We start from the raw sequence: 17,427 nt of genomic DNA, 5'->3' as shown, positions 1-17,427 counted from the left end.
CGATAACACGGAAATGTGCCGGCGGGTCTGCAGCTCACATCTCCCGTGGTTGCTTTACAGAGTGCCGGCATCTGCTAAACGGAGTTTGGCTTTGCCCGACCCGACCCGAACCGATGAGGAAATACGCATGGCGCTTGCAACGACCGGTCAGAACTTCCGCCTCGGCTTCCCTCTGCTGGTGACGCTCGGTATGGCAGCCACTGTCGGCGGCGCGTTGGTATTCGAGCATATGGGGGGCTATATGCCCTGCCACCTTTGCCTCCTCGAGCGCGACCCCTACTATTACGGAATTCCTGTCGGCATCGTCGCGACCATCACGGCCGCTGCCGGGTTTTCGCCGAAGATCACGCGGGCGCTGCTTGTCGTCATCGCCGTGATGATGGTGGTGGGTGCCGGCATGGGCATCTATCATGCAGGCGTCGAATGGGGCTTCTGGGCCGGTCCATCAAGCTGCACCAGCACGCCCGGCTCCGCGACGACGAGTGCGGGAGACCTGCTCTCCTCCCTCAATGCTGTTCATGGTCCGCAGTGTGACCAGGCCGCGCTTCGTATCCTTGGCCTGTCGCTGGCCGGCTGGAACGTCATCACCAGCGTCGTCCTTGCTGTTATCGCATTCGCAGGCGCAAAAAAGGCCGCCTGAGGCGGCCTTCGCATCGGCTGGCATACGAAACGGCCCTCAAGGCTGCAGTTCCGTGTCCCAATAAAGATAGTCCATCCAGCTTTCGTGCAGATAATTCGGCGGGAAAAGCCGGCCATTGTTATGCAGGTCCTGAACCGTCGGCTGATAAGGCTTCTGGTGCGGGAACATGGCGGCCTGCTTCGGCAGCTTGCTGCCCTTGCGAAGATTACAGGGCGAACAGGCCGCCACGACGTTTTCCCAGGTCGTTTCACCGCCATGGGCACGCGGAATGACGTGGTCGAACGTCAAGTCGTCGTGGGCCCCGCAATACTGGCACTCGAACTTGTCGCGCAGGAAGACGTTGAACCGGGTGAAGGCAGGATTGCGCGTCGGCTGGACATAGGTCTTGAGACTGACCACGCTCGGCAGCCTCATCGAGAAGCTCGGCGAACAAACGGAATGTTCGTACTCCGCGATGATATTCACACGGTCGAGGAAAACCGCCTTGATCGCGTCCTGCCAGGACCACAACGACAAGGGATAATAACTCAGCGGCCGGTAGTCAGCGTTCAGGACGAGCGCCGGCAGGGCCTGCGGGGAGACTGCAATCGTCAAGTGACGCTCCTACCCGATTCGGCATATGTTCCTTCTATATTAGGTCCGTTGTTACAGGATTGTGAAGCCCAATAAACGCAGCGGGATACTCATGCCAGTGGCGTCACGTTCCGGTGCATTTCTGCTGCGTAATATGCCCAGAAAAGCCGGGCGGCAACGGACCGCCACGGCCGCCAGAGCTCTGCGATCTTCAGCAGCTCTTTCGCAGACGGGCGCGATACCATGGCAAAACCATGGCCGACGGCGGCCTGCAGCGCGACATCTCCGACAGGAAAGATATCCGCATGTCCGCCGCAGAACATCAGATAGACCTGCGCCGTCCAAGGCCCTATGCCGGAAAGCGTGGTCAACTGACCGACAGCTTCGGCGGTATCGAGAGCGCAAACGGCCTGCGGATCGAACCTTCCTTGCGAAACGGCTCTGGCAAGGTTGAGAAGCGTGGCGGCTTTTGCCCGAGATAAGCCGAACGTGGCGATGACGTCTGGTTCGAGTTCCACATAGTCCTTGGCGGTGACCGGGCCTGCCGCAATGATCCTGCGCCAGATGGCCTCTGCGCTGGCACGCGAGATCATCTGCGAAACGACGATTGAGGCGAGGCCGGCAAATCCCGGCTCCTGCAGCCGCAAAGGCACGGGACCTGCGGCATGGACAATGGCTTGAAGACGGGGATCAAGCTCGATCAACGCCTGCAGCGCCGCTTGGATATCGCTGTCGCTGCGGATGATCGTCACGCCCTTGCCCCTCACTTGGCTGTTGGCGGAAAAGCATGCCAAAAGAGGCCATGCCCGTTTCGCCTTTCGATAAACCCGTCTACCGATTCGCTCCGAGTCCCAATGGACCCCTGCATCTTGGCCATGCCTTGTCGGCCTTGCTCAATCATGACATGGCAATGGAGGCCGAGGGGCATTTTCTGCTGCGCATAGAGGATATCGACCTCGCCCGTTGCACGCCTGAATTCGAACAGGGCATCTACCGCGACCTAGCATGGCTTGGCGTAGCCTGGGAGACGCCGGCAAGACGGCAGAGCGATCACTTCTCCTCTTACGAGGCTGCCCTCGACCGGCTGAGGGACATGGATCTGGTTTATCCCGCCTTCATGACCCGGGGAGAAGTTAGGGCACAGGTTAGAGCGTTTGAGACAGACGGCAAGATCTGGCCGCGGGATCCGGACGGCGCGCCTCTTTATCCTCCGGAAGACAAGCATCGCAGCAGGGCCGAAAGGCAGGCTTTCATTGCCGAGGGCAAACCACACGCATTCCGTTTGGATATGGAAAAGGCGCTGCAGCACATAAGGCTGCCTTTGGTATGGACAGAAACCGGTGACAGCCATCAACGTGAGCTTCCTGCCGATCCCTCGGAATGGGGCGACGTTGTATTATCGCGCTCCGACGCGCCGTCGAGCTATCATCTATCCGTTGTCGTGGATGATGCCGCGCAGGGGGTAACCCATGTGGTGCGCGGGCTGGATCTTTTCGCGTCAACAGCCGTTCATCGGCTTTTGCAGGAACTGCTGCAGCTTCCGTCTCCTTTCTATCACCATCACCGGCTTATCCTCGGAGAAGACGGAAGGAAGCTGTCGAAAAGCGCGGGTTCAACGGGTCTCGCTACGCTCCGCGGCAACGGGTTTATGCTCGGTGATGTCCGTCGGCTTGTCGGCCTTTAGCAGCGCGTCGCGTCGACGGCGCTCCTTCCTCGTCCGTGAAAAGACGGAATAGATCCGGTACTTCATCAGGGCGGCGTTAAATTCCGCCCCAAGCATGAAGATCACGCCGACCATATACAGGAAGATGAGCACGATCATGATCGAGGCGAGGCCTGCATAGGTGGCAGCATAGTTTGCGAAGGTGGACAGATAGGCGGCAAAGCCAAAGCCGAACGCCGTCCAGAGAATGATCGTCAGCCCCACGCCCGGCAGGATGTCGATGATACGTCGCTCTCCTGCCGGTAGCCATTTATGGGACAAGAGAAGCCCTATCATCAACAGCAGGGCCGTTCCGACCAATCCCCAGTTCGCGGCCGCATTGAGGTCGGAGATCAGCCACGGGAAGCGCGTTTCTGCGAACCGGAGCGCAACCGGAACCGCCACGAGCAGAATGCTGATGATTGCGAAAATAATCACTGCGACGATGACATAACCGAGGCTTGCAAGCCGTGTCACATACCACGGCCGCTGTTCCGTCACCCGATAAGCGCGGTTGAGCGATATGCGCAACGCCTCGACGCCATTTGAAGCGAAATAGGCGGCTGCAAGAACCGACACCGTCAGAAGGCCGCCGCGCGGAATTTGCAGAACCCTCTGCATTTCTGACGCGATCGGCTCGGCTATATCTGCAGGCCAGGCATCGAAAAGCAGATGAACAGCGGTTGCGGAAAAGCCGCCAGCGCCAAGGAAACCTGCAAGAGCGGTGCCGAAAATCAGGAATGGGAACAGTGCCAGGAGGCCGGAAAGCGCCACATGGCTCGCCATGGCCCATCCGTCGTCATCGGAGAAGTGCCAATAGGCGTCCCACAGCACCTTGAACGCCAATCTTGGCCACCTCACAGGGCGGGTTTGTTCCGACAATGGCAACTCCGTTGTGACTTGCGAGGAAATATGGGAGGTAGACGCGATTTGTATAGGGAAGCTCTTGGATGACCGAAACAAAAACGATCGTCATTACCGGCTGTTCCTCCGGCATCGGCGCCCACTGCGCTCGCGCGCTGAAGACAGACGGCTGGCGCGTCTTCGCCACGGTCCGTAAGGAGAGCGACCTGGCGGCGCTCGAGGCGGACGGCATCGAGGCCCTGGTGATGGATTATACCCGACCGGACACGATCGAAACCTTGGTGGAAACAGTAGGGGCGAGGACGGGAGGCCGGATCCACGCGCTTTTCAACAATGGCGCCTATGGGCAGCCAGGGGCGGTGGAGGATCTTGCAACCGACGTGCTGCGCGAACAGTTCGAAACGAACTTCTTCGGCTGGCACGAACTGACCCGCCGGGTGATCCCGTTCATGCGGGCGCAGGGATACGGTCGAATCGTCAATTGCTCCTCTATCCTTGGGCTATTACCCTATCGCTTCCGCGGCGCTTATACGGCGTCGAAATATGCACTTGAGGGACTGACGGTTACTTTGCGCATGGAGCTTCAAGGCAGCGGCATCGAGGTCAGCCTGATCGAACCGGGCCCGATCGACTCGAGATTTACGGCGAACGCCTTAGCGAAGATCCACGAGCATATCGATCTGGAGGGCTCGGCTCATGCGGAAGAATACCGGCGCCAGCTTCGTCGGCTCGACGGGACGGGCGGGGTGAACCGCCACAAGCTCGGCCCCGAGGCCGTCTACAAGGTCCTGGTGCACGCCTTGACCGCACCTCGTCCAAAGCCCCATTATCTTGTCACCACGCCCGCCAAGCAGGGCGCATTCTTCAAAAGACTCTTGCCGGCCGCGCTCTTCTACCGGCTGATGCGCCGGCTGGACTGAAAGGCGGAATACCGACATGTCGACTTTTACTACCGTCCTAGCCCTCATCGTCATGGGGCTTGTCGCGCTTGTGCTGATCCGTGGTCTGTTCAGCATGGTCAAGGGCACCGATGCCAACCGATCCAACAAGCTGATGCAATTGCGCCTCCTTTTGCAGGCCGTGGCCATCGTCCTGATCATGTTCACCCTCTGGTTAACCGGCGGCGGGCGGCCGACCTGACGACAGGCAATTGGCAATGGTAAAGCTCAACAAGATCTACACCCGGACAGGTGACAACGGCACCACGGCGCTGGTTTGCGGACCCCGGCGGGAAAAGCACGACCTTCGCGTGGAAGCTTTTGGAACCGTAGACGAAACAAATTCGGCACTTGGACTGGCGCGGCTTCATATGGCGGAAATGCCCGATCTCGACGCCATGCTCTTGCGCATTCAGAACGACCTCTTCGATCTCGGTGCCGATCTCGCCACGCCTGACACGGGCGAAGTCCTCGACTACGAGCCGCTGCGGATCATCGAGGCGCAGGCAACGCGCCTCGAAATGGAAATCGACATGTTGAACGGGCAACTCGATCCGCTGACATCCTTTGTGCTTCCAGGCGGCTCGCCGGCGGCGGCCCATCTGCATCTCTCCCGGACCGTGGCACGTCGGGCTGAACGTCTGATGGTGGAATTAGCGCGGCAGGAGGCGGTGGGGCTGGCGGCATTGAAATACGTCAACCGGCTTTCCGACTTCCTGTTCGTTGCTGCCCGCTTTGCCAACGACAAAGGCAAAGCAGATATCCTTTGGGTTCCGGGCAAGAACAGATAAGTATCAGCGGGAGGAGACCGACCATGTTCATCCCGCTGCACGACGCTGTTGAGCTGAAATATATCCGCGTGCAATACGTGACCATCAGCATCATTGCGCTGAATTTCGTTGCTTGGCTGTTCACGACGATCGCGACACCGGAAGCTGTCGAACATGCATCGCTAGGCTTGGGCTTTATACCGGCAGTGATTTTCAACTGTGCTGTACTGGACCCATCGCTGACCATCGTGCCGGATGATGCGACCTTCATCACCTATGCCTTCCTGCATTTCGACTTCTGGCACCTGGCCTCCAACATGCTGTTTCTCTGGGTTTTCGGAGACAATGTCGAAGACGCGCTCGGCCATATCCGCTTTTTGATCTTCTATCTGCTGTGCGCCGCTGCCGGCGCCCTGCTGCACGGCCTGGTCGCGCCTTCGGCAGAAGGGCCGCTGATCGGCGCGTCCGGAGCGATTTCGGGCGTGGTTGCAGCCTATTTCCTGCTGCATCCGCGCGTGCGGGTCTGGGTCCTCGTTCTGTTTCGCATTCCGCTGCCGCTGCCGGCTTTCATTCCGCTCGCCTTATGGATCGTGCAGCAGTTCGTCATGCTTGCCCTGGATCTGGATGGCTTTGTTTCATGGGGCGCCCATGTCGGCGGCATCCTCGCTGGCGCCATCCTGGTGCTGTTCATGCGGCGCAAGGGCGTGCCGCTTTTTGACCGAAACATCGTAACGCCCAAAGCTGTGCGGCGCAACCCGGCCGCGTCTCAGGCCGAACCTGTAGCCGAATAGCGCTATGACGAATCCGCACGTCGGGTCCGAGAAACGCCGTTGTAATCGCGTAAAAAATGCGTATCCATGTCGCCCACTGACAAATGAAGACGCCGCAAATGTCGCAGTTTGCGGCTGGAGACAGTTAGGAAGGACCCCATGAAGATCCTGGTGCCTGTGAAGCGCGTGGTCGATTACAACGTCAAGATCCGGGTCAAGCCGGATGGTTCGGGCGTCGAACTGGCGAACGTCAAGATGTCGATGAACCCGTTCGACGAAATCTCGGTCGAAGAGGCCCTGCGCCTGAAGGAAGCCGGCAAGGCAGAGGAAGTGGTCGTAGTGTCGATCGGTCCCGCCAAGGCTGAAGAAACCTTGCGCACCGCGCTTGCCATGGGTGCAGACCGGGCCATCCTGGTCGAAAGCGACGACGCGGTCGAACCGCTGGCTGTCGCGAAGATCCTCAAAAGCGTGGTCGATGCCGAACAGCCGGGCCTGATCATCGTCGGGAAGCAGGCGATCGACGACGATTCCAACCAGACCGGCCAGATGCTGGCAGCGCTGCTAGGTTCTTCGCAGGCGACCTTCGCATCAAAGATCGAACTCGGCGAAGGCACCGCCAAGGTCACCCGCGAAGTCGATGGCGGCCTCCAGACGATCGAGATCAAGCTTCCCGCCGTGGTCACCACGGACCTGCGTCTGAACGAGCCGCGCTACGCTTCGCTGCCGAATATCATGAAGGCCAAGAAGAAGCCGCTCGACAAGAAGACCCCGGCCGATTTCGGCGTCGATACCGCACCGCGTCTCAAGGTCCTGAAGACCGAGGAGCCAGGCGGTCGCAAGGCGGGCATCAAGGTCAAGAGCGTCGAAGAGCTCGTCGCGAACCTGAAGACCGCTGGCATTCTTTGAACCGGAAGAGTTAGGAGACACATATCATGGCTATTCTTCTTCTGGCGGAACACGACAATAGCAGCCTCTCGGACCAGACAGCCAAGGCGCTGACGGCAGCAAGCCAGATCGGCGGCGACATCCATGTCCTCGTCGCCGGCTCGGGGGCCCAAGCGGCAGCCGATGCCGCCGCCAAGCTTGCGGGCGTATCGAAGGTCCTGCTTGCCGATGACGCCAGCCTTGCCAACAGCCTTGCTGAACCGCTCGCCGCACTGATCGTCTCGCTGGCCGGCGCCTATGACACCATTATCGCGGCCGCGACGGCATCTGCAAAGAACGTCATGCCGCGCGTGGCAGCGCTTCTCGATGTCATGCAGGTCTCGGAAATCATCGAAGTCATTTCCGCCGATACGTTCAAGCGGCCGATCTATGCGGGCAACGCACTCCAGACGGTGCAGTCCACCGACGCGAAGAAGGTGATCACCGTGCGCACCGCGTCCTTCGCCGCTGCCGGCCAAGGTGGCTCGGCAACGGTCGAGACTGTTTCGGCGGCAACCAGTCCTGACCTCTCCAGCTTCGTATCTGACGCCATTGCCTCCTCCGAGCGTCCCGAACTGACCTCCGCCAAGATCATCATTTCGGGTGGACGCGCGCTTGGATCTTCTGAAAAGTTCAAGGAAGTTCTCCTGCCGGTCGCCGACAAGCTGGGCGCTGCCATCGGCGCTTCGCGCGCTGCGGTCGACGCCGGCTATGCGCCGAATGACTGGCAGGTGGGCCAGACAGGCAAAGTGGTGGCGCCGGCGCTTTATATCGCCGTCGGCATTTCAGGTGCTATCCAGCATCTTGCCGGCATGAAGGACTCGAAGGTGATCGTTGCCATCAACAAGGACGAGGAAGCACCGATTTTCCAGGTAGCGGACTACGGCCTTGTCGGCGACCTCTTCGAGATCCTGCCTCAACTTGAGAAGGCGCTTTGATCGCATTATCCCTGCGCGCGCCGAAAGTGCTGGCAACACGCATGGTAGCGGAATAAAAATCTGCCGGGCTGCATATGTGCAGTCCGGCATTTTCGTAGATAAGACGCGCGGTAGAAACGCGGAACCGCCAAGGGAGCGACACCATGGGCTCGGTCATGAAGAGCATCGGCATCATCGGGGCTGGGCAGATGGGCTGCGGCATTGCCCATGTCTCGGCGCTCGCCGGCTACAAGGTGCAGATGTATGATCTCTCCAAGGATCGCATAGAAGCCGCTCTTGCCACCATCAATGGCAACCTCGCTCGGCAGGTAGGCGGTGGCAAGCTCGCAGATGAAGAACGGGCGTCGGCTCTCGGCCGCATTACCGGCTCCGCCGACATCAACGATCTGGCGGCCATGGACATCGTCATCGAGGCTGCAACCGAAGAAGAAGCCGTCAAACGCAAGATCTATGCGCAGGTTTGTCCGGTGCTGAAGCCGGAAGCCATCCTCGCCACCAATACCTCGTCGCTGTCGATTACCCGTCTTGCTTCTGCCACCGATCGCCCCGAGCGCTTCATGGGCATACATTTCATGAACCCGGTGCCGGTGATGAAGCTGGTCGAACTGGTGCGTGGGATTGCCACCGACGAGGCGACGTTCCGGACCGCAAAGGATTACGTGACCACGCTGGAAAAGACGGCAACGGTTGCGGAGGACTTCCCGGCCTTTATCGTCAACCGTATTCTGCTGCCGATGATCAACGAGGCGATCTATACGCTTTATGAAGGCGTCGGATCGGTAGAAGCGATCGACACAGCGATGAAGCTTGGCGCCAACCATCCCATGGGCCCGCTGCAGCTTGCCGATTTCATCGGCCTTGATACCTGCCTTTCCATCATGCAGGTCCTGCATGATGGTCTGGCGGATTCGAAATACCGCCCCTGCCCGCTCCTGGTGAAGTATGTCGAGGCTGGCTGGCTTGGCCGCAAATCCGGCCGCGGCTTCTATGATTACCGGGGCGAGACGCCGGTTCCGACGCGTTGACTTGTCTTAAGGCGCTTTCGCCGCCGCGATCAGCGCCTTGCCATCGGCGCTGTCCCAGGCCGCGGGGCCGTTCATTGCCGAAATCAGGCAGCCCTGCTTGTCTATCACCAGCGTCACGGGCAGGCCGAAGGCAAGACCCTCTTTCTTCAGCGCGTTGAAGACCCCCATCGAGCTGTCGCGGTAATAGCCAAGCTTGTCGATGCCGTAGTCGGCGAGAAAGGCCTTAGGCTTTTCGTCACTTCCCGTATCGATATTGACCGCCACGACCTCGAAGCCAGGATCGCCCATATCCTTTTGCAACGCATTCAACGCCGGCATTTCCTCCCGACATGGACCGCACCAGGTTGCCCAGAGGTTCAGAAGCACGGTCTTGCCCTTGAAATCGGCGGTTTTTAGCTCCTGGCCCTCCGGCCCTTTGAACGCGAGGTCGAGGGGCCGCGGCGGCTGCGCGGCAACCATGGCTGCCACCTGCCCCCTGGAGAACTGCGAAACGGATTTAACCTTCTCGATTGCGCCTCCACAGGCACCCGATGAGGCAGCAAACAGGCCTTCTGCGCCATTGCCAGATCCCACATTCCTCACGTATACCGCCACCGCGCCGGCAAGAATTCCAGCGACGGCGGCAATCATGATCAACCGGACGGACGGGAGGCCCAGGGGTCTTTTCGACGTCATAAAATCACTCCAGGATTCATGCTCATGGCCGACGGCACGAAGGACGCGACATCTTCCAACCAGATGTGGGGCGGACGCTTCGCTTCTGGGCCGGATGCCATCATGGAGGAGATAAATGCCTCGATCGGTTTCGACAAGAAGCTCTACGCCCAGGATATCCGCGGCTCTATAGCGCATGCGACCATGCTGGCGGAAATGGCCATTATTTCCGCGCAAGATAAAGACATGATCGTGTCCGGCCTGAACACGATCATGTCAGAGATCGAAAGCGGGACCTTCGAATTCTCGCGTAAGCTCGAAGACATACACATGAATATCGAGGGGCGGCTTGCCACCCTCATCGGCCCGGCCGCCGGTCGCCTGCACACGGCGCGCTCGCGCAACGATCAGGTGGCGCTCGATTTCCGCCTTTGGGTCAAGGAAGCGCTCGTCAAGACCGAAGCCATGCTGACCGACCTGATTGGCGCGTTCCTCGATCGTGCCGAAGAGCATGCCGAAACAGTCATGCCCGGTTTCACCCACCTCCAGGCCGCCCAGCCTGTCACCTTCGGCCATCACTGCATGGCTTATGTGGAAATGTTCGGCCGCGACCGGGCGCGCGTCCGCCACGCCATCGACCACCTCGACGAAAGCCCTATCGGCGCCGCAGCGCTCGCTGGCACGCCCTACCCGATCGACCGCCACATGACCGCCAAGGCGCTTGGCTTCCGGGAACCGACCCGCAATTCCATCGACACCGTCTCCGATCGCGATTTTGCTTTGGAATTTCTCTCGGTCGCGGCCATTTGTGCCATGCATCTTTCGCGTCTTGCGGAAGAGATCGTCATCTGGTCGACGCCGCAATTCGGCTTTGTGCGTCTGTCGGACGCTTTTTCGACCGGCTCCTCCATTATGCCGCAGAAGAAGAACCCGGATGCGGCTGAACTGGTGCGCGCCAAGACCGGCCGTATCAACGGCTCGCTCGTCGCGCTGCTGACCATCATGAAGGGCCTGCCGCTCGCCTATTCCAAGGACATGCAGGAGGACAAGGAACAGGTATTCGATGCTGCCGAGAACCTGGAATTGGCCATCGCCGCGATGACCGGCATGATGCGGGACATGACAATCCGCACCGACAGGATGCGTGCCGCCGCCGGTGCCGGCTTCTCGACCGCGACCGACCTTGCCGACTGGCTGGTGCGCGAGGTTGGCCTGCCCTTTCGCGAAGCCCATCATGTCACCGGTCGCGCCGTCGCGCTGGCGGAAGCCAAGGGCTGCGGCCTGGCGGAACTCTCGTTGCAGGAACTGCAGGCCATCAACCCTGAGATCACCGACAAGGTCTTCGACGTTCTCTCCGTGGATGCCTCCGTTGCCAGTCGCACCAGCTTCGGCGGCACTGCGCCCGCCGAAGTGCGCAAGCAGATTGCCTGGTGGCGGGGCCGGAACTGAGACCGGGCATATCGTCAATAATGACTGCACAAGCCTGTTGAACTTCGCTATGAAAGTTGCGCAGCCGGCCGGAGACGAATGAGAATGTCCAACTACGTGATGAATACTGTCCGCATTACCGTCGTACTAAGCCTTGCTGGCCTCGCCGCTGCAGGATGCGGCCGCAAGGGCGATCTCGACCGCCCGAGCACGCCTGTGGAACAGCAGAATATCCGCAAGAGCACCAAACCCGGCGAGAAAAAGCCGGAGCCGGTTGCCGAGCGCCGTTTCTTTCTCGATCCCCTTCTATAGTTCCGAGCTTTCATTTGAACCACTTCCAGTACATTGACGGCGTGCTGCATGCCGAGAACGTGCCGATTCCGGAAATAGCCAGGGCCGTCGGCACGCCCTTTTACGTTTATTCCACCGCAACCCTTGAGCGGCATTACAAAGTCTTCGCGCAAGCTTTCTCCGATGTGGACGCTATGGTCTGCTACGCGATGAAAGCCAATTCGAACCAGGCAGTGCTGAAGACGCTGGCTCGGCTGGGAGCCGGCGTCGACGTCGTTTCCGGCGGGGAATTGCGACGGGCGCTGGCGGCCGGCATTCCGGCCAGCCGCATCATGTTTTCCGGCGTTGGAAAGACTGTTCCGGAAATGGATCTGGCGCTGGAAGCCGGCATTTACTGCTTCAATGTCGAATCCGAGCCTGAACTGGAAGTGCTGAACCTGCGAGCTCAGAAGTACGGCAAGCGCGCTCATGTTTCTTTCCGGATCAATCCCGATGTGGATGCCGGCACACATGCCAAAATTTCAACTGGCAAGAAAGAGAACAAGTTCGGGATCGCCTATGAGCGAGCCCGAAACGTCTATGCCCATGCCGCCCAACTGCTGGGCATAGAAGTCACCGGCATCGACATGCATATCGGCAGCCAGATCACCGAGCTGGAACCATTCGAACATGCTTTTCGGCTGCTGCGTGAGCTCGTCGATGTGCTACGCGCCGATGGCCACGGAATCCAGCACGTCGATATCGGCGGCGGCCTTGGAATTCCCTACAAGGACGACAACAATCCACCGCCGCTGCCGGACGCCTATGCGGAAACGGTGAAGCGCCAGCTGCGAACCTTGAATTGCAAGATCATCACTGAACCGGGCCGGCTGATCGTTGGCAATGCCGGAATTCTGGTGACCGAAGTGATTTACGTGAAGGACGGCGGCGAAAAGACTTTCGTAATCGTCGACGGCGCCATGAACGACCTCATCCGTCCGACACTTTACGATGCCTTTCATTCGATCCGCCCGGTCGTCACGCCTTCCGCCGACGCACCCCGTATCAAGGGTGACGTCGTCGGCCCGGTCTGCGAAACCGGTGATTATCTTGCTCTCGACCGGGAGATGGCACAGCCGCAGCCGGGCGATCTGATCGCTGTCGGCTCAGCCGGTGCCTACGGCGCCGTCCAGGCCGGCACTTATAATTCGCGCCTTCTGGTTCCGGAGGTTCTGGTAAAAGAAAGTGAGTTCCATGTGGTGCGGCCCCGCGGCACATACGACGAGCTGATCGGGCTTGATTCTCTTCCTGCATGGCTGGGTTGAACTGGGAAAGGCTGTTCACTTTTCGCGGAGTGGCCTTAAAATAACCCGGTCAAATGGCAGTCGCTCTCGTCTTCGCCACAAAGCTTGCTATCTTGAAAGCTTCATTTGCGCCGCCACGGCTGGAGACGGACCGCATGAGTTATTCCCGCAAAGGGGCTTTCGATTCGCATCCTGAGCTTGCACGCAAGGTTGCCTTGAAGCGCTCCTTTGCGCGGATTGTCCTGTTCCTCGAGCGCATCCTGCCACTTCTGCTGATGCCGCTCGGCGTCGCCGCCCTGTTTCTTTCGGCTGCCTGGTTCGGCATCTTCCGGTTCATCCCGGATTGGTCCCGCTGGTTCCTGGTTGCCGCCTTTGCATTGGCATTCTGCTATTCGCTTGTGCCTTTCATACGGCTGCGCTTGCCGGCAGCCTCCGAGGCTGATCGGCTTCTTGAAGATCGCAATGACCTTCCGCATCAGCCTGTCGCCGTTCAGGAAGACGAACCCGCCTTTGAAACACCCTTTTCTCAGGCCCTGTGGAAAGAACACCAGCTTCGGATGGCAAAGCGCATCGCTGCGCTCGATGCCGGTTTGCCCAAGCCCGACATTGCCGGACATGACCGTTTCGCGTTGCGCGCCATCCCGGCGCTCGTCCTTGCGATTGCATTTGGCTATTCGTTTTCCAACAGCGGCGGCTCCACGGTGGATGCTTTTCGCCCTGCCCCCCCTGCGGCGCGCACCAATCCGGATCTGCGGATCGACGCCTGGCTCACCCCGCCTTCCTATACCGGCAAGGCACCGGTCTTCCTGACCGGCCGCGAGGCCTTGAACACCAACGCAGTCTCCGTGCCTCAAAATTCGGCTCTGACTGTGCGGGTGACGGGCGGTGAAGGCGGCGAAACGGTGGTCTTCGCGCCGCAATCCGGCGGACAGCCGGTCACCCTGGCGACGGAGGAAGCAAAAAAGGTGGAGGCCGCGGCAGGCGAGGCGGTGGCCACTCCCGCTCCACCGATACCATCGACGAATGCACCGCAAGGCACACGTCCGCCGCGCACCTATGCCTTGAACGTCGTCGAAAGCGGCAGTCTCACCGCCAACGGTCAATCCTGGGCCTTTAACATCATACCGGACCGCCCCCCGGAGATCGCCTTCGATGGACAGCCAAAACGTTCGGTCAACGGCGCCCTGGAGATCGGCTTCAAAGGCAAGGACGATTACGGCATCCGCGAGGCGCATGCGCTGATCGAGCCGGTGGCTGCGCCGGACAAGGACGCCACGCCGCTCTACCCGCTGCCCGAATATCGGCTGGACCTGCCGCGACAGAACGATCGCGAGATCAAGGGCCTCAGCAGCCGCAATCTCACAGAACATCCGCTCGCCGGCAAGCGTGTCAGGATCACCTTGGTCGCAAAGGATGGTGCCGGGCAAACCGGCCGGAGCCCGGCCCATGAAATGGTGCTGCCGGCGCGCGGATTTTCCGAACCGCTGGCCGCAGCTGTTGCGGAACAGCGGCAGGTCTTCGCCCTCGACACCCGCCAAATGCCGCGTGCTATCGCACTCAATGAAGCACTCGCCCTTCGTCCTGACGAGACAATCCCGAACCTCAGCCATTTCCTTCTAATCCGGTCTGCCTTGGAGCGCATGAAGCTTGCGCGGGGTGAGGAGCAGCTGAAGGAGACGGCGGATTATCTTTGGGAAATAGCCCTTGGCATCGAGGACGGCGACCTTTCACTGGCTGAAAGACGACTTCGAGATGCGCAGCGCAATCTTGCCGAAGCGCTCGAGAAAGGAGCCAATGATCAGGAGATCGCGCAGCTCATGAAGGAGCTCCGCGAAGCGATGCAGCAGTTCATGAACGAACTTGCGCAGCGCATGCAGAACGCTCCCCGGTCGCCCAACAACATGCAGGCCCAGAACGTCATCCGTCAGCGCGATCTGCAGAACATGATGGACCAGATCGAAAATCTGGCGCGGTCCGGAAATCGGGATGCTGCCCAGCAACTGCTGTCGGAAATGCAGCGGATGATGAACAATCTGCAGGCAGGCAGACCGCAACGGGGTGGCCAACAGAACCAGCAGCAGAACAGCCAGATGCGCCAGCAGATCGACAAGCTCGGAGAGATCATGCAGGAGCAGCAGCGCCTGATGGACCAGACCTTCAAGCTGGACCAGGCTTTACGCGACCGCATGCAGCGCGGCGATCCTGATCAGCAGCCTTACGACCAGGGCCAGCAGCAGCCGGGCCAGCAACAAGGTCAGCAGCAGCAAGGCCAACAGGGGCAGCAAGGTCAGCAGAACACCGACCAGATGACGGCCGAACAGCTTCGTGAGGCGCTGAAGAACCTGCGGGCTCAGCAGGAAGGCCTGGGCAAGAAGCTGAACGAGCTGCAGAAGGGGCTGAAGGAACTGGGCATGCAGCCTGGCGAGGGATTTGGCCAGGCCCAGCGGGAAATGGGCAAAGCCGGCGAAGCGCTTGGCGATGGCCAGGGCGAGCAGGCTGTCGACGGCCAGGGCAAGGCGCTTAACGCCTTGCGCCAGGGCGCCCAGAACATGATGCAGCAGATGATGCAGGCAATGCAGCAGGGCCAAGGCCAGCAGCCGGGCCAGGGCCGCGACGGCCAGGGCGAGGACATGAGCTCGCAAGGTGGGCAGAACGGCCGCGATCCCCTTGGTCGCCCCCGGTCAACGTCGGGGCCTGATTTCGGTGATCAGGTCAAGGTTCCCGATGAGATCGACGTCCAGCGGGCCCGGGAGATCCTGGATGCCATCCGCGACAAACTCGGCAATACCCTGTCAGGCGATGCCGAGCGGCAATATCTGGAGCGCCTGCTCGAAATAAGGTGATCGTTCAAGCTGCGCAGGAGGCGCCAGTGGCTAATGCCATGGCCACTGCCTTGCGGATATCCGGAAGCGCAAAAGGTTTCTGCACCACATCAACGATCTTGGTGGCCAGATCGTCCGCGCGCTCGCGCTGTTCGGCATAGCCTGTCATCAGCAGGATCTTCATGTCCGGAAACTGGGCGGCAGCCCGGTGAGTGAGTTCGATGCCGTCCATGACCGGCATGCGGATGTCGGACAGGAGGAGATCGAATGACCCTTCGCTCAGCTTTTCAAGACCTTCGGCACCATCGCCGGCCTCGTGCGTCTCATGACCATCGAGGCGAAGCGCCCTTGCCACGAACATGCGCAGCGTGTCCTCGTCCTCGGTAATCAGGATTTTAGCCATAGCGATCATCGCTCCGTGTCTATTTCATTCAAGGAGCAAATCATCAGAGTTTCGTTGTCGAGGAGTAAACGCCGCGGCATCCGGAGCGGCCATGGTTAACAGCTTGCCACTACTGTCAGGCTATTTCACGCATCGCCGGTGACGACGCCGACGAAAGGCAGTTCGCGGAACGCATAGGCAACGTCCATGCCGTAGCCGACGACGAAATAGTCGGGACATTCGAAACCGACATAATCCGCTTCGAGAGCTTCCTGGCGCTTGACGCTTTTGTCGAGAAGCACGGCAACCGACACGTGTCGCGCTCCGCGTTCGTACAGCATATCCTTGGCAAACTTCAGCGTGCGGCCAGACTCGAGAATGTCGTCGATGAGCAGCACGTCCCGGTCCTTCACCTCGCTGTCGATATCCTTGACGATACGGACGCCCTGGGAAACGGTTCCTGCGCCATAGCTGGAGAGGGTGATGAATTCCACTTCCGGCGCAAGACCTGTCTCGTGCAGGGCGCGCAGCAGGTCGGCGGCGAAAATGAAGGAGCCTTTCAAGATCGCAATAACAAGCAGATCCTTGGTCGGTCCAACCGCAATTTGAGCGGCAATAGCACGGTTGCGCTCGGCAATTTGTTCGGCGGTGAAAAGCGGCTCGATATTCTTGCCGCGCACGACGGGCATACGAACTCTCCTGATCGAATAAAGTTCGGCGATAACACAATCAGGAGCGCGAGGCACTACGCTCAGCGAAGGAAAGCCGCAGATCAGGAAGTTTCCCACCGGGATGCGGTACCCGAGCCGAAAATCCACAGCTCTGCTGTCCCTCGATCTGCACCTGCGGAACATTGATCAGAGTCGTTGCCACGACAACGTCGCCAGACAGCAGATCCGCCCGGATCGAAGGCATGTGATGGCTGTCGCGGCCGAGGTTTTCGACAATGCCGTTGATCAGCAGCACCCGCATGCCGTCGGCGTCCTGGGGGGTCATGGTGACATGGGTGATGTCAAGCACAGGCCCGGCCCCGGCTTCGCGCGCATCTGCAGACAGAAAGGAAAAGCCTCCAGCCATGCTGAAGATTGCAACAAACAAAGCAGCGACCATTGCCGTGAAGAAATCTGCCGGAATAGTCTTAAGCCGTGCTTCCAGCCGCGCAACGGACCGCCGCATCCGTCCGCCGGAATACCGGCTCTTCCTGCGATTGTCATTGTGGCAGGTCAGCTTGCTTGCCCCGCGTGGCCGCTCGACGACAGGTACGAACTGTGCATCGACGACCTCGGCGCGCCTTCGCGCAAGGTGGATCACCCTGCCCTTATCCTGTTCTGGCGGCAGGATATCCATGCGGATGAAGGTCTTGCCCTGCTGGCTGCGGAAGTTGCTCATGGGGCCTCTTCACCGGCTCTCCAAGCGGAAGCTC

At 60.0% G+C, this 17,427-nt stretch carries 20 protein-coding genes; 13 read left to right on the top strand and 7 right to left on the bottom strand.

Annotated elements, in window-relative coordinates; translation table 11 throughout:
* The first annotated feature begins 127 nt into the window (after window positions 1-127).
* Window positions 128-640, top strand: coding sequence for a disulfide bond formation protein B (locus E2F50_RS17265; protein ID WP_133317421.1), 513 nt, complete (start codon window positions 128-130; stop codon window positions 638-640).
* A gap of 36 nt (window positions 641-676) precedes the next feature.
* On the opposite strand, the gene E2F50_RS17260 is transcribed toward E2F50_RS17265, so the two are convergent.
* Both E2F50_RS17260 and E2F50_RS17255 read right to left on the bottom strand, forming a co-directional pair.
* The gene (locus tag E2F50_RS17260; protein ID WP_133317420.1) at window positions 677-1,234 is read right to left on the bottom strand and encodes an HNH endonuclease; all 558 of its coding nucleotides are present in this window, start codon (window positions 1,232-1,234) and stop codon (window positions 677-679) included.
* An 89-nt stretch (window positions 1,235-1,323) separates the two neighbouring features.
* The gene (locus E2F50_RS17255; RefSeq protein WP_133317419.1) at window positions 1,324-1,965 is read right to left on the bottom strand and encodes a DNA-3-methyladenine glycosylase family protein; all 642 of its coding nucleotides are present in this window, start codon (window positions 1,963-1,965) and stop codon (window positions 1,324-1,326) included.
* A 50-nt stretch (window positions 1,966-2,015) separates the two neighbouring features.
* Between E2F50_RS17255 and gluQRS the strand changes: the two genes are divergently transcribed.
* Window positions 2,016-2,897, top strand: a complete 882-nt coding sequence (gene gluQRS, locus E2F50_RS17250; protein WP_133317458.1) for a tRNA glutamyl-Q(34) synthetase GluQRS — start codon at window positions 2,016-2,018, stop codon at window positions 2,895-2,897.
* Here the strand turns inward: gluQRS and E2F50_RS17245 are convergent.
* Entirely contained in the window at window positions 2,826-3,761 is a 936-nt protein-coding gene (locus E2F50_RS17245) for a YihY/virulence factor BrkB family protein (protein WP_281029207.1), read from the bottom strand. The two genes, gluQRS and E2F50_RS17245, sit on opposite strands and share 72 nt — an antisense overlap.
* A 104-nt stretch (window positions 3,762-3,865) precedes the next feature.
* Here E2F50_RS17245 and E2F50_RS17240 point away from each other — a divergent pair, with 104 nt between their 5' ends.
* The 7 genes from E2F50_RS17240 to E2F50_RS17210 all read left to right on the top strand — a co-directional run bounded on the left by E2F50_RS17240 (window position 3,866) and on the right by E2F50_RS17210 (window position 9,144).
* Window positions 3,866-4,699: an SDR family oxidoreductase gene (locus tag E2F50_RS17240; RefSeq protein ID WP_133317417.1), complete on the top strand. Its 834-nt coding sequence runs from the start codon at window positions 3,866-3,868 to the stop codon at window positions 4,697-4,699.
* A 16-nt stretch (window positions 4,700-4,715) separates the two neighbouring features.
* On the top strand, window positions 4,716-4,919 hold the full coding sequence (locus E2F50_RS17235) for a twin transmembrane helix small protein (RefSeq protein WP_133317416.1): 204 nt from the start codon (window positions 4,716-4,718) through the stop codon (window positions 4,917-4,919).
* 16 nt (window positions 4,920-4,935) lie between these two features.
* Window positions 4,936-5,508 (top strand): cob(I)yrinic acid a,c-diamide adenosyltransferase, encoded by a 573-nt coding sequence (locus tag E2F50_RS17230; protein WP_133317415.1) that lies wholly within the window; start codon window positions 4,936-4,938, stop codon window positions 5,506-5,508.
* A 23-nt stretch (window positions 5,509-5,531) separates the two neighbouring features.
* Window positions 5,532-6,278, top strand: coding sequence for a rhomboid family intramembrane serine protease (locus tag E2F50_RS17225; protein WP_133317414.1), 747 nt, complete (start codon window positions 5,532-5,534; stop codon window positions 6,276-6,278).
* 138 nt (window positions 6,279-6,416) lie between these two features.
* On the top strand, window positions 6,417-7,163 hold the full coding sequence (locus E2F50_RS17220; protein WP_133317413.1) for an electron transfer flavoprotein subunit beta/FixA family protein: 747 nt from the start codon (window positions 6,417-6,419) through the stop codon (window positions 7,161-7,163).
* 26 nt (window positions 7,164-7,189) lie between these two features.
* Entirely contained in the window at window positions 7,190-8,119 is a 930-nt protein-coding gene (locus E2F50_RS17215; protein ID WP_133317412.1) for an electron transfer flavoprotein subunit alpha/FixB family protein, read from the top strand.
* Between the two features lie 143 nt (window positions 8,120-8,262).
* Window positions 8,263-9,144, top strand: a complete 882-nt coding sequence (locus E2F50_RS17210) for a 3-hydroxybutyryl-CoA dehydrogenase (protein ID WP_133317411.1) — start codon at window positions 8,263-8,265, stop codon at window positions 9,142-9,144.
* A gap of 6 nt (window positions 9,145-9,150) precedes the next feature.
* On the opposite strand, the gene tlpA is transcribed toward E2F50_RS17210, so the two are convergent.
* Window positions 9,151-9,819, bottom strand: coding sequence for a thiol:disulfide interchange protein TlpA (tlpA, locus tag E2F50_RS17205; RefSeq protein WP_133317410.1), 669 nt, complete (start codon window positions 9,817-9,819; stop codon window positions 9,151-9,153).
* A gap of 24 nt (window positions 9,820-9,843) precedes the next feature.
* Between tlpA and argH the strand changes: the two genes are divergently transcribed.
* From argH to E2F50_RS17185, 4 genes are all read left to right on the top strand, one after another.
* Entirely contained in the window at window positions 9,844-11,247 is a 1,404-nt protein-coding gene (gene argH / locus E2F50_RS17200; RefSeq protein ID WP_133317409.1) for an argininosuccinate lyase, read from the top strand.
* 84 nt (window positions 11,248-11,331) lie between these two features.
* Window positions 11,332-11,538, top strand: coding sequence for an LPS translocon maturation chaperone LptM (gene lptM / locus E2F50_RS17195; protein ID WP_133317408.1), 207 nt, complete (start codon window positions 11,332-11,334; stop codon window positions 11,536-11,538).
* A 14-nt stretch (window positions 11,539-11,552) separates the two neighbouring features.
* Window positions 11,553-12,821: a diaminopimelate decarboxylase gene (gene lysA, locus E2F50_RS17190; RefSeq protein ID WP_133317407.1), complete on the top strand. Its 1,269-nt coding sequence runs from the start codon at window positions 11,553-11,555 to the stop codon at window positions 12,819-12,821.
* A gap of 134 nt (window positions 12,822-12,955) precedes the next feature.
* Window positions 12,956-15,643, top strand: a complete 2,688-nt coding sequence (locus E2F50_RS17185; protein ID WP_133317406.1) for a TIGR02302 family protein — start codon at window positions 12,956-12,958, stop codon at window positions 15,641-15,643.
* A 4-nt stretch (window positions 15,644-15,647) separates the two neighbouring features.
* On the opposite strand, the gene E2F50_RS17180 is transcribed toward E2F50_RS17185, so the two are convergent.
* The 3 genes from E2F50_RS17180 to E2F50_RS17170 all read right to left on the bottom strand — a co-directional run bounded on the left by E2F50_RS17180 (window position 15,648) and on the right by E2F50_RS17170 (window position 17,393).
* Window positions 15,648-16,025, bottom strand: a complete 378-nt coding sequence (locus tag E2F50_RS17180; RefSeq protein ID WP_133317405.1) for a response regulator — start codon at window positions 16,023-16,025, stop codon at window positions 15,648-15,650.
* Window positions 16,026-16,150: 125 nt separating this feature from the next.
* Complete coding sequence (hpt, locus tag E2F50_RS17175) at window positions 16,151-16,693, bottom strand: hypoxanthine phosphoribosyltransferase (protein WP_133317404.1); 543 nt, start codon at window positions 16,691-16,693, stop codon at window positions 16,151-16,153.
* Between the two features lie 40 nt (window positions 16,694-16,733).
* Window positions 16,734-17,393: a hypothetical protein gene (locus E2F50_RS17170; protein WP_133317403.1), complete on the bottom strand. Its 660-nt coding sequence runs from the start codon at window positions 17,391-17,393 to the stop codon at window positions 16,734-16,736.
* Window positions 17,394-17,427: the final 34 nt, after the last annotated feature.

It is taken from the genome of Rhizobium deserti (assembly GCF_004358025.1).
GTDB lineage: Bacteria > Pseudomonadota > Alphaproteobacteria > Rhizobiales > Rhizobiaceae > Neorhizobium > Neorhizobium deserti.
Note: the sequence above shows the minus strand (reverse complement) of the source record. Positions and strands in the feature narration are given on the sequence as shown.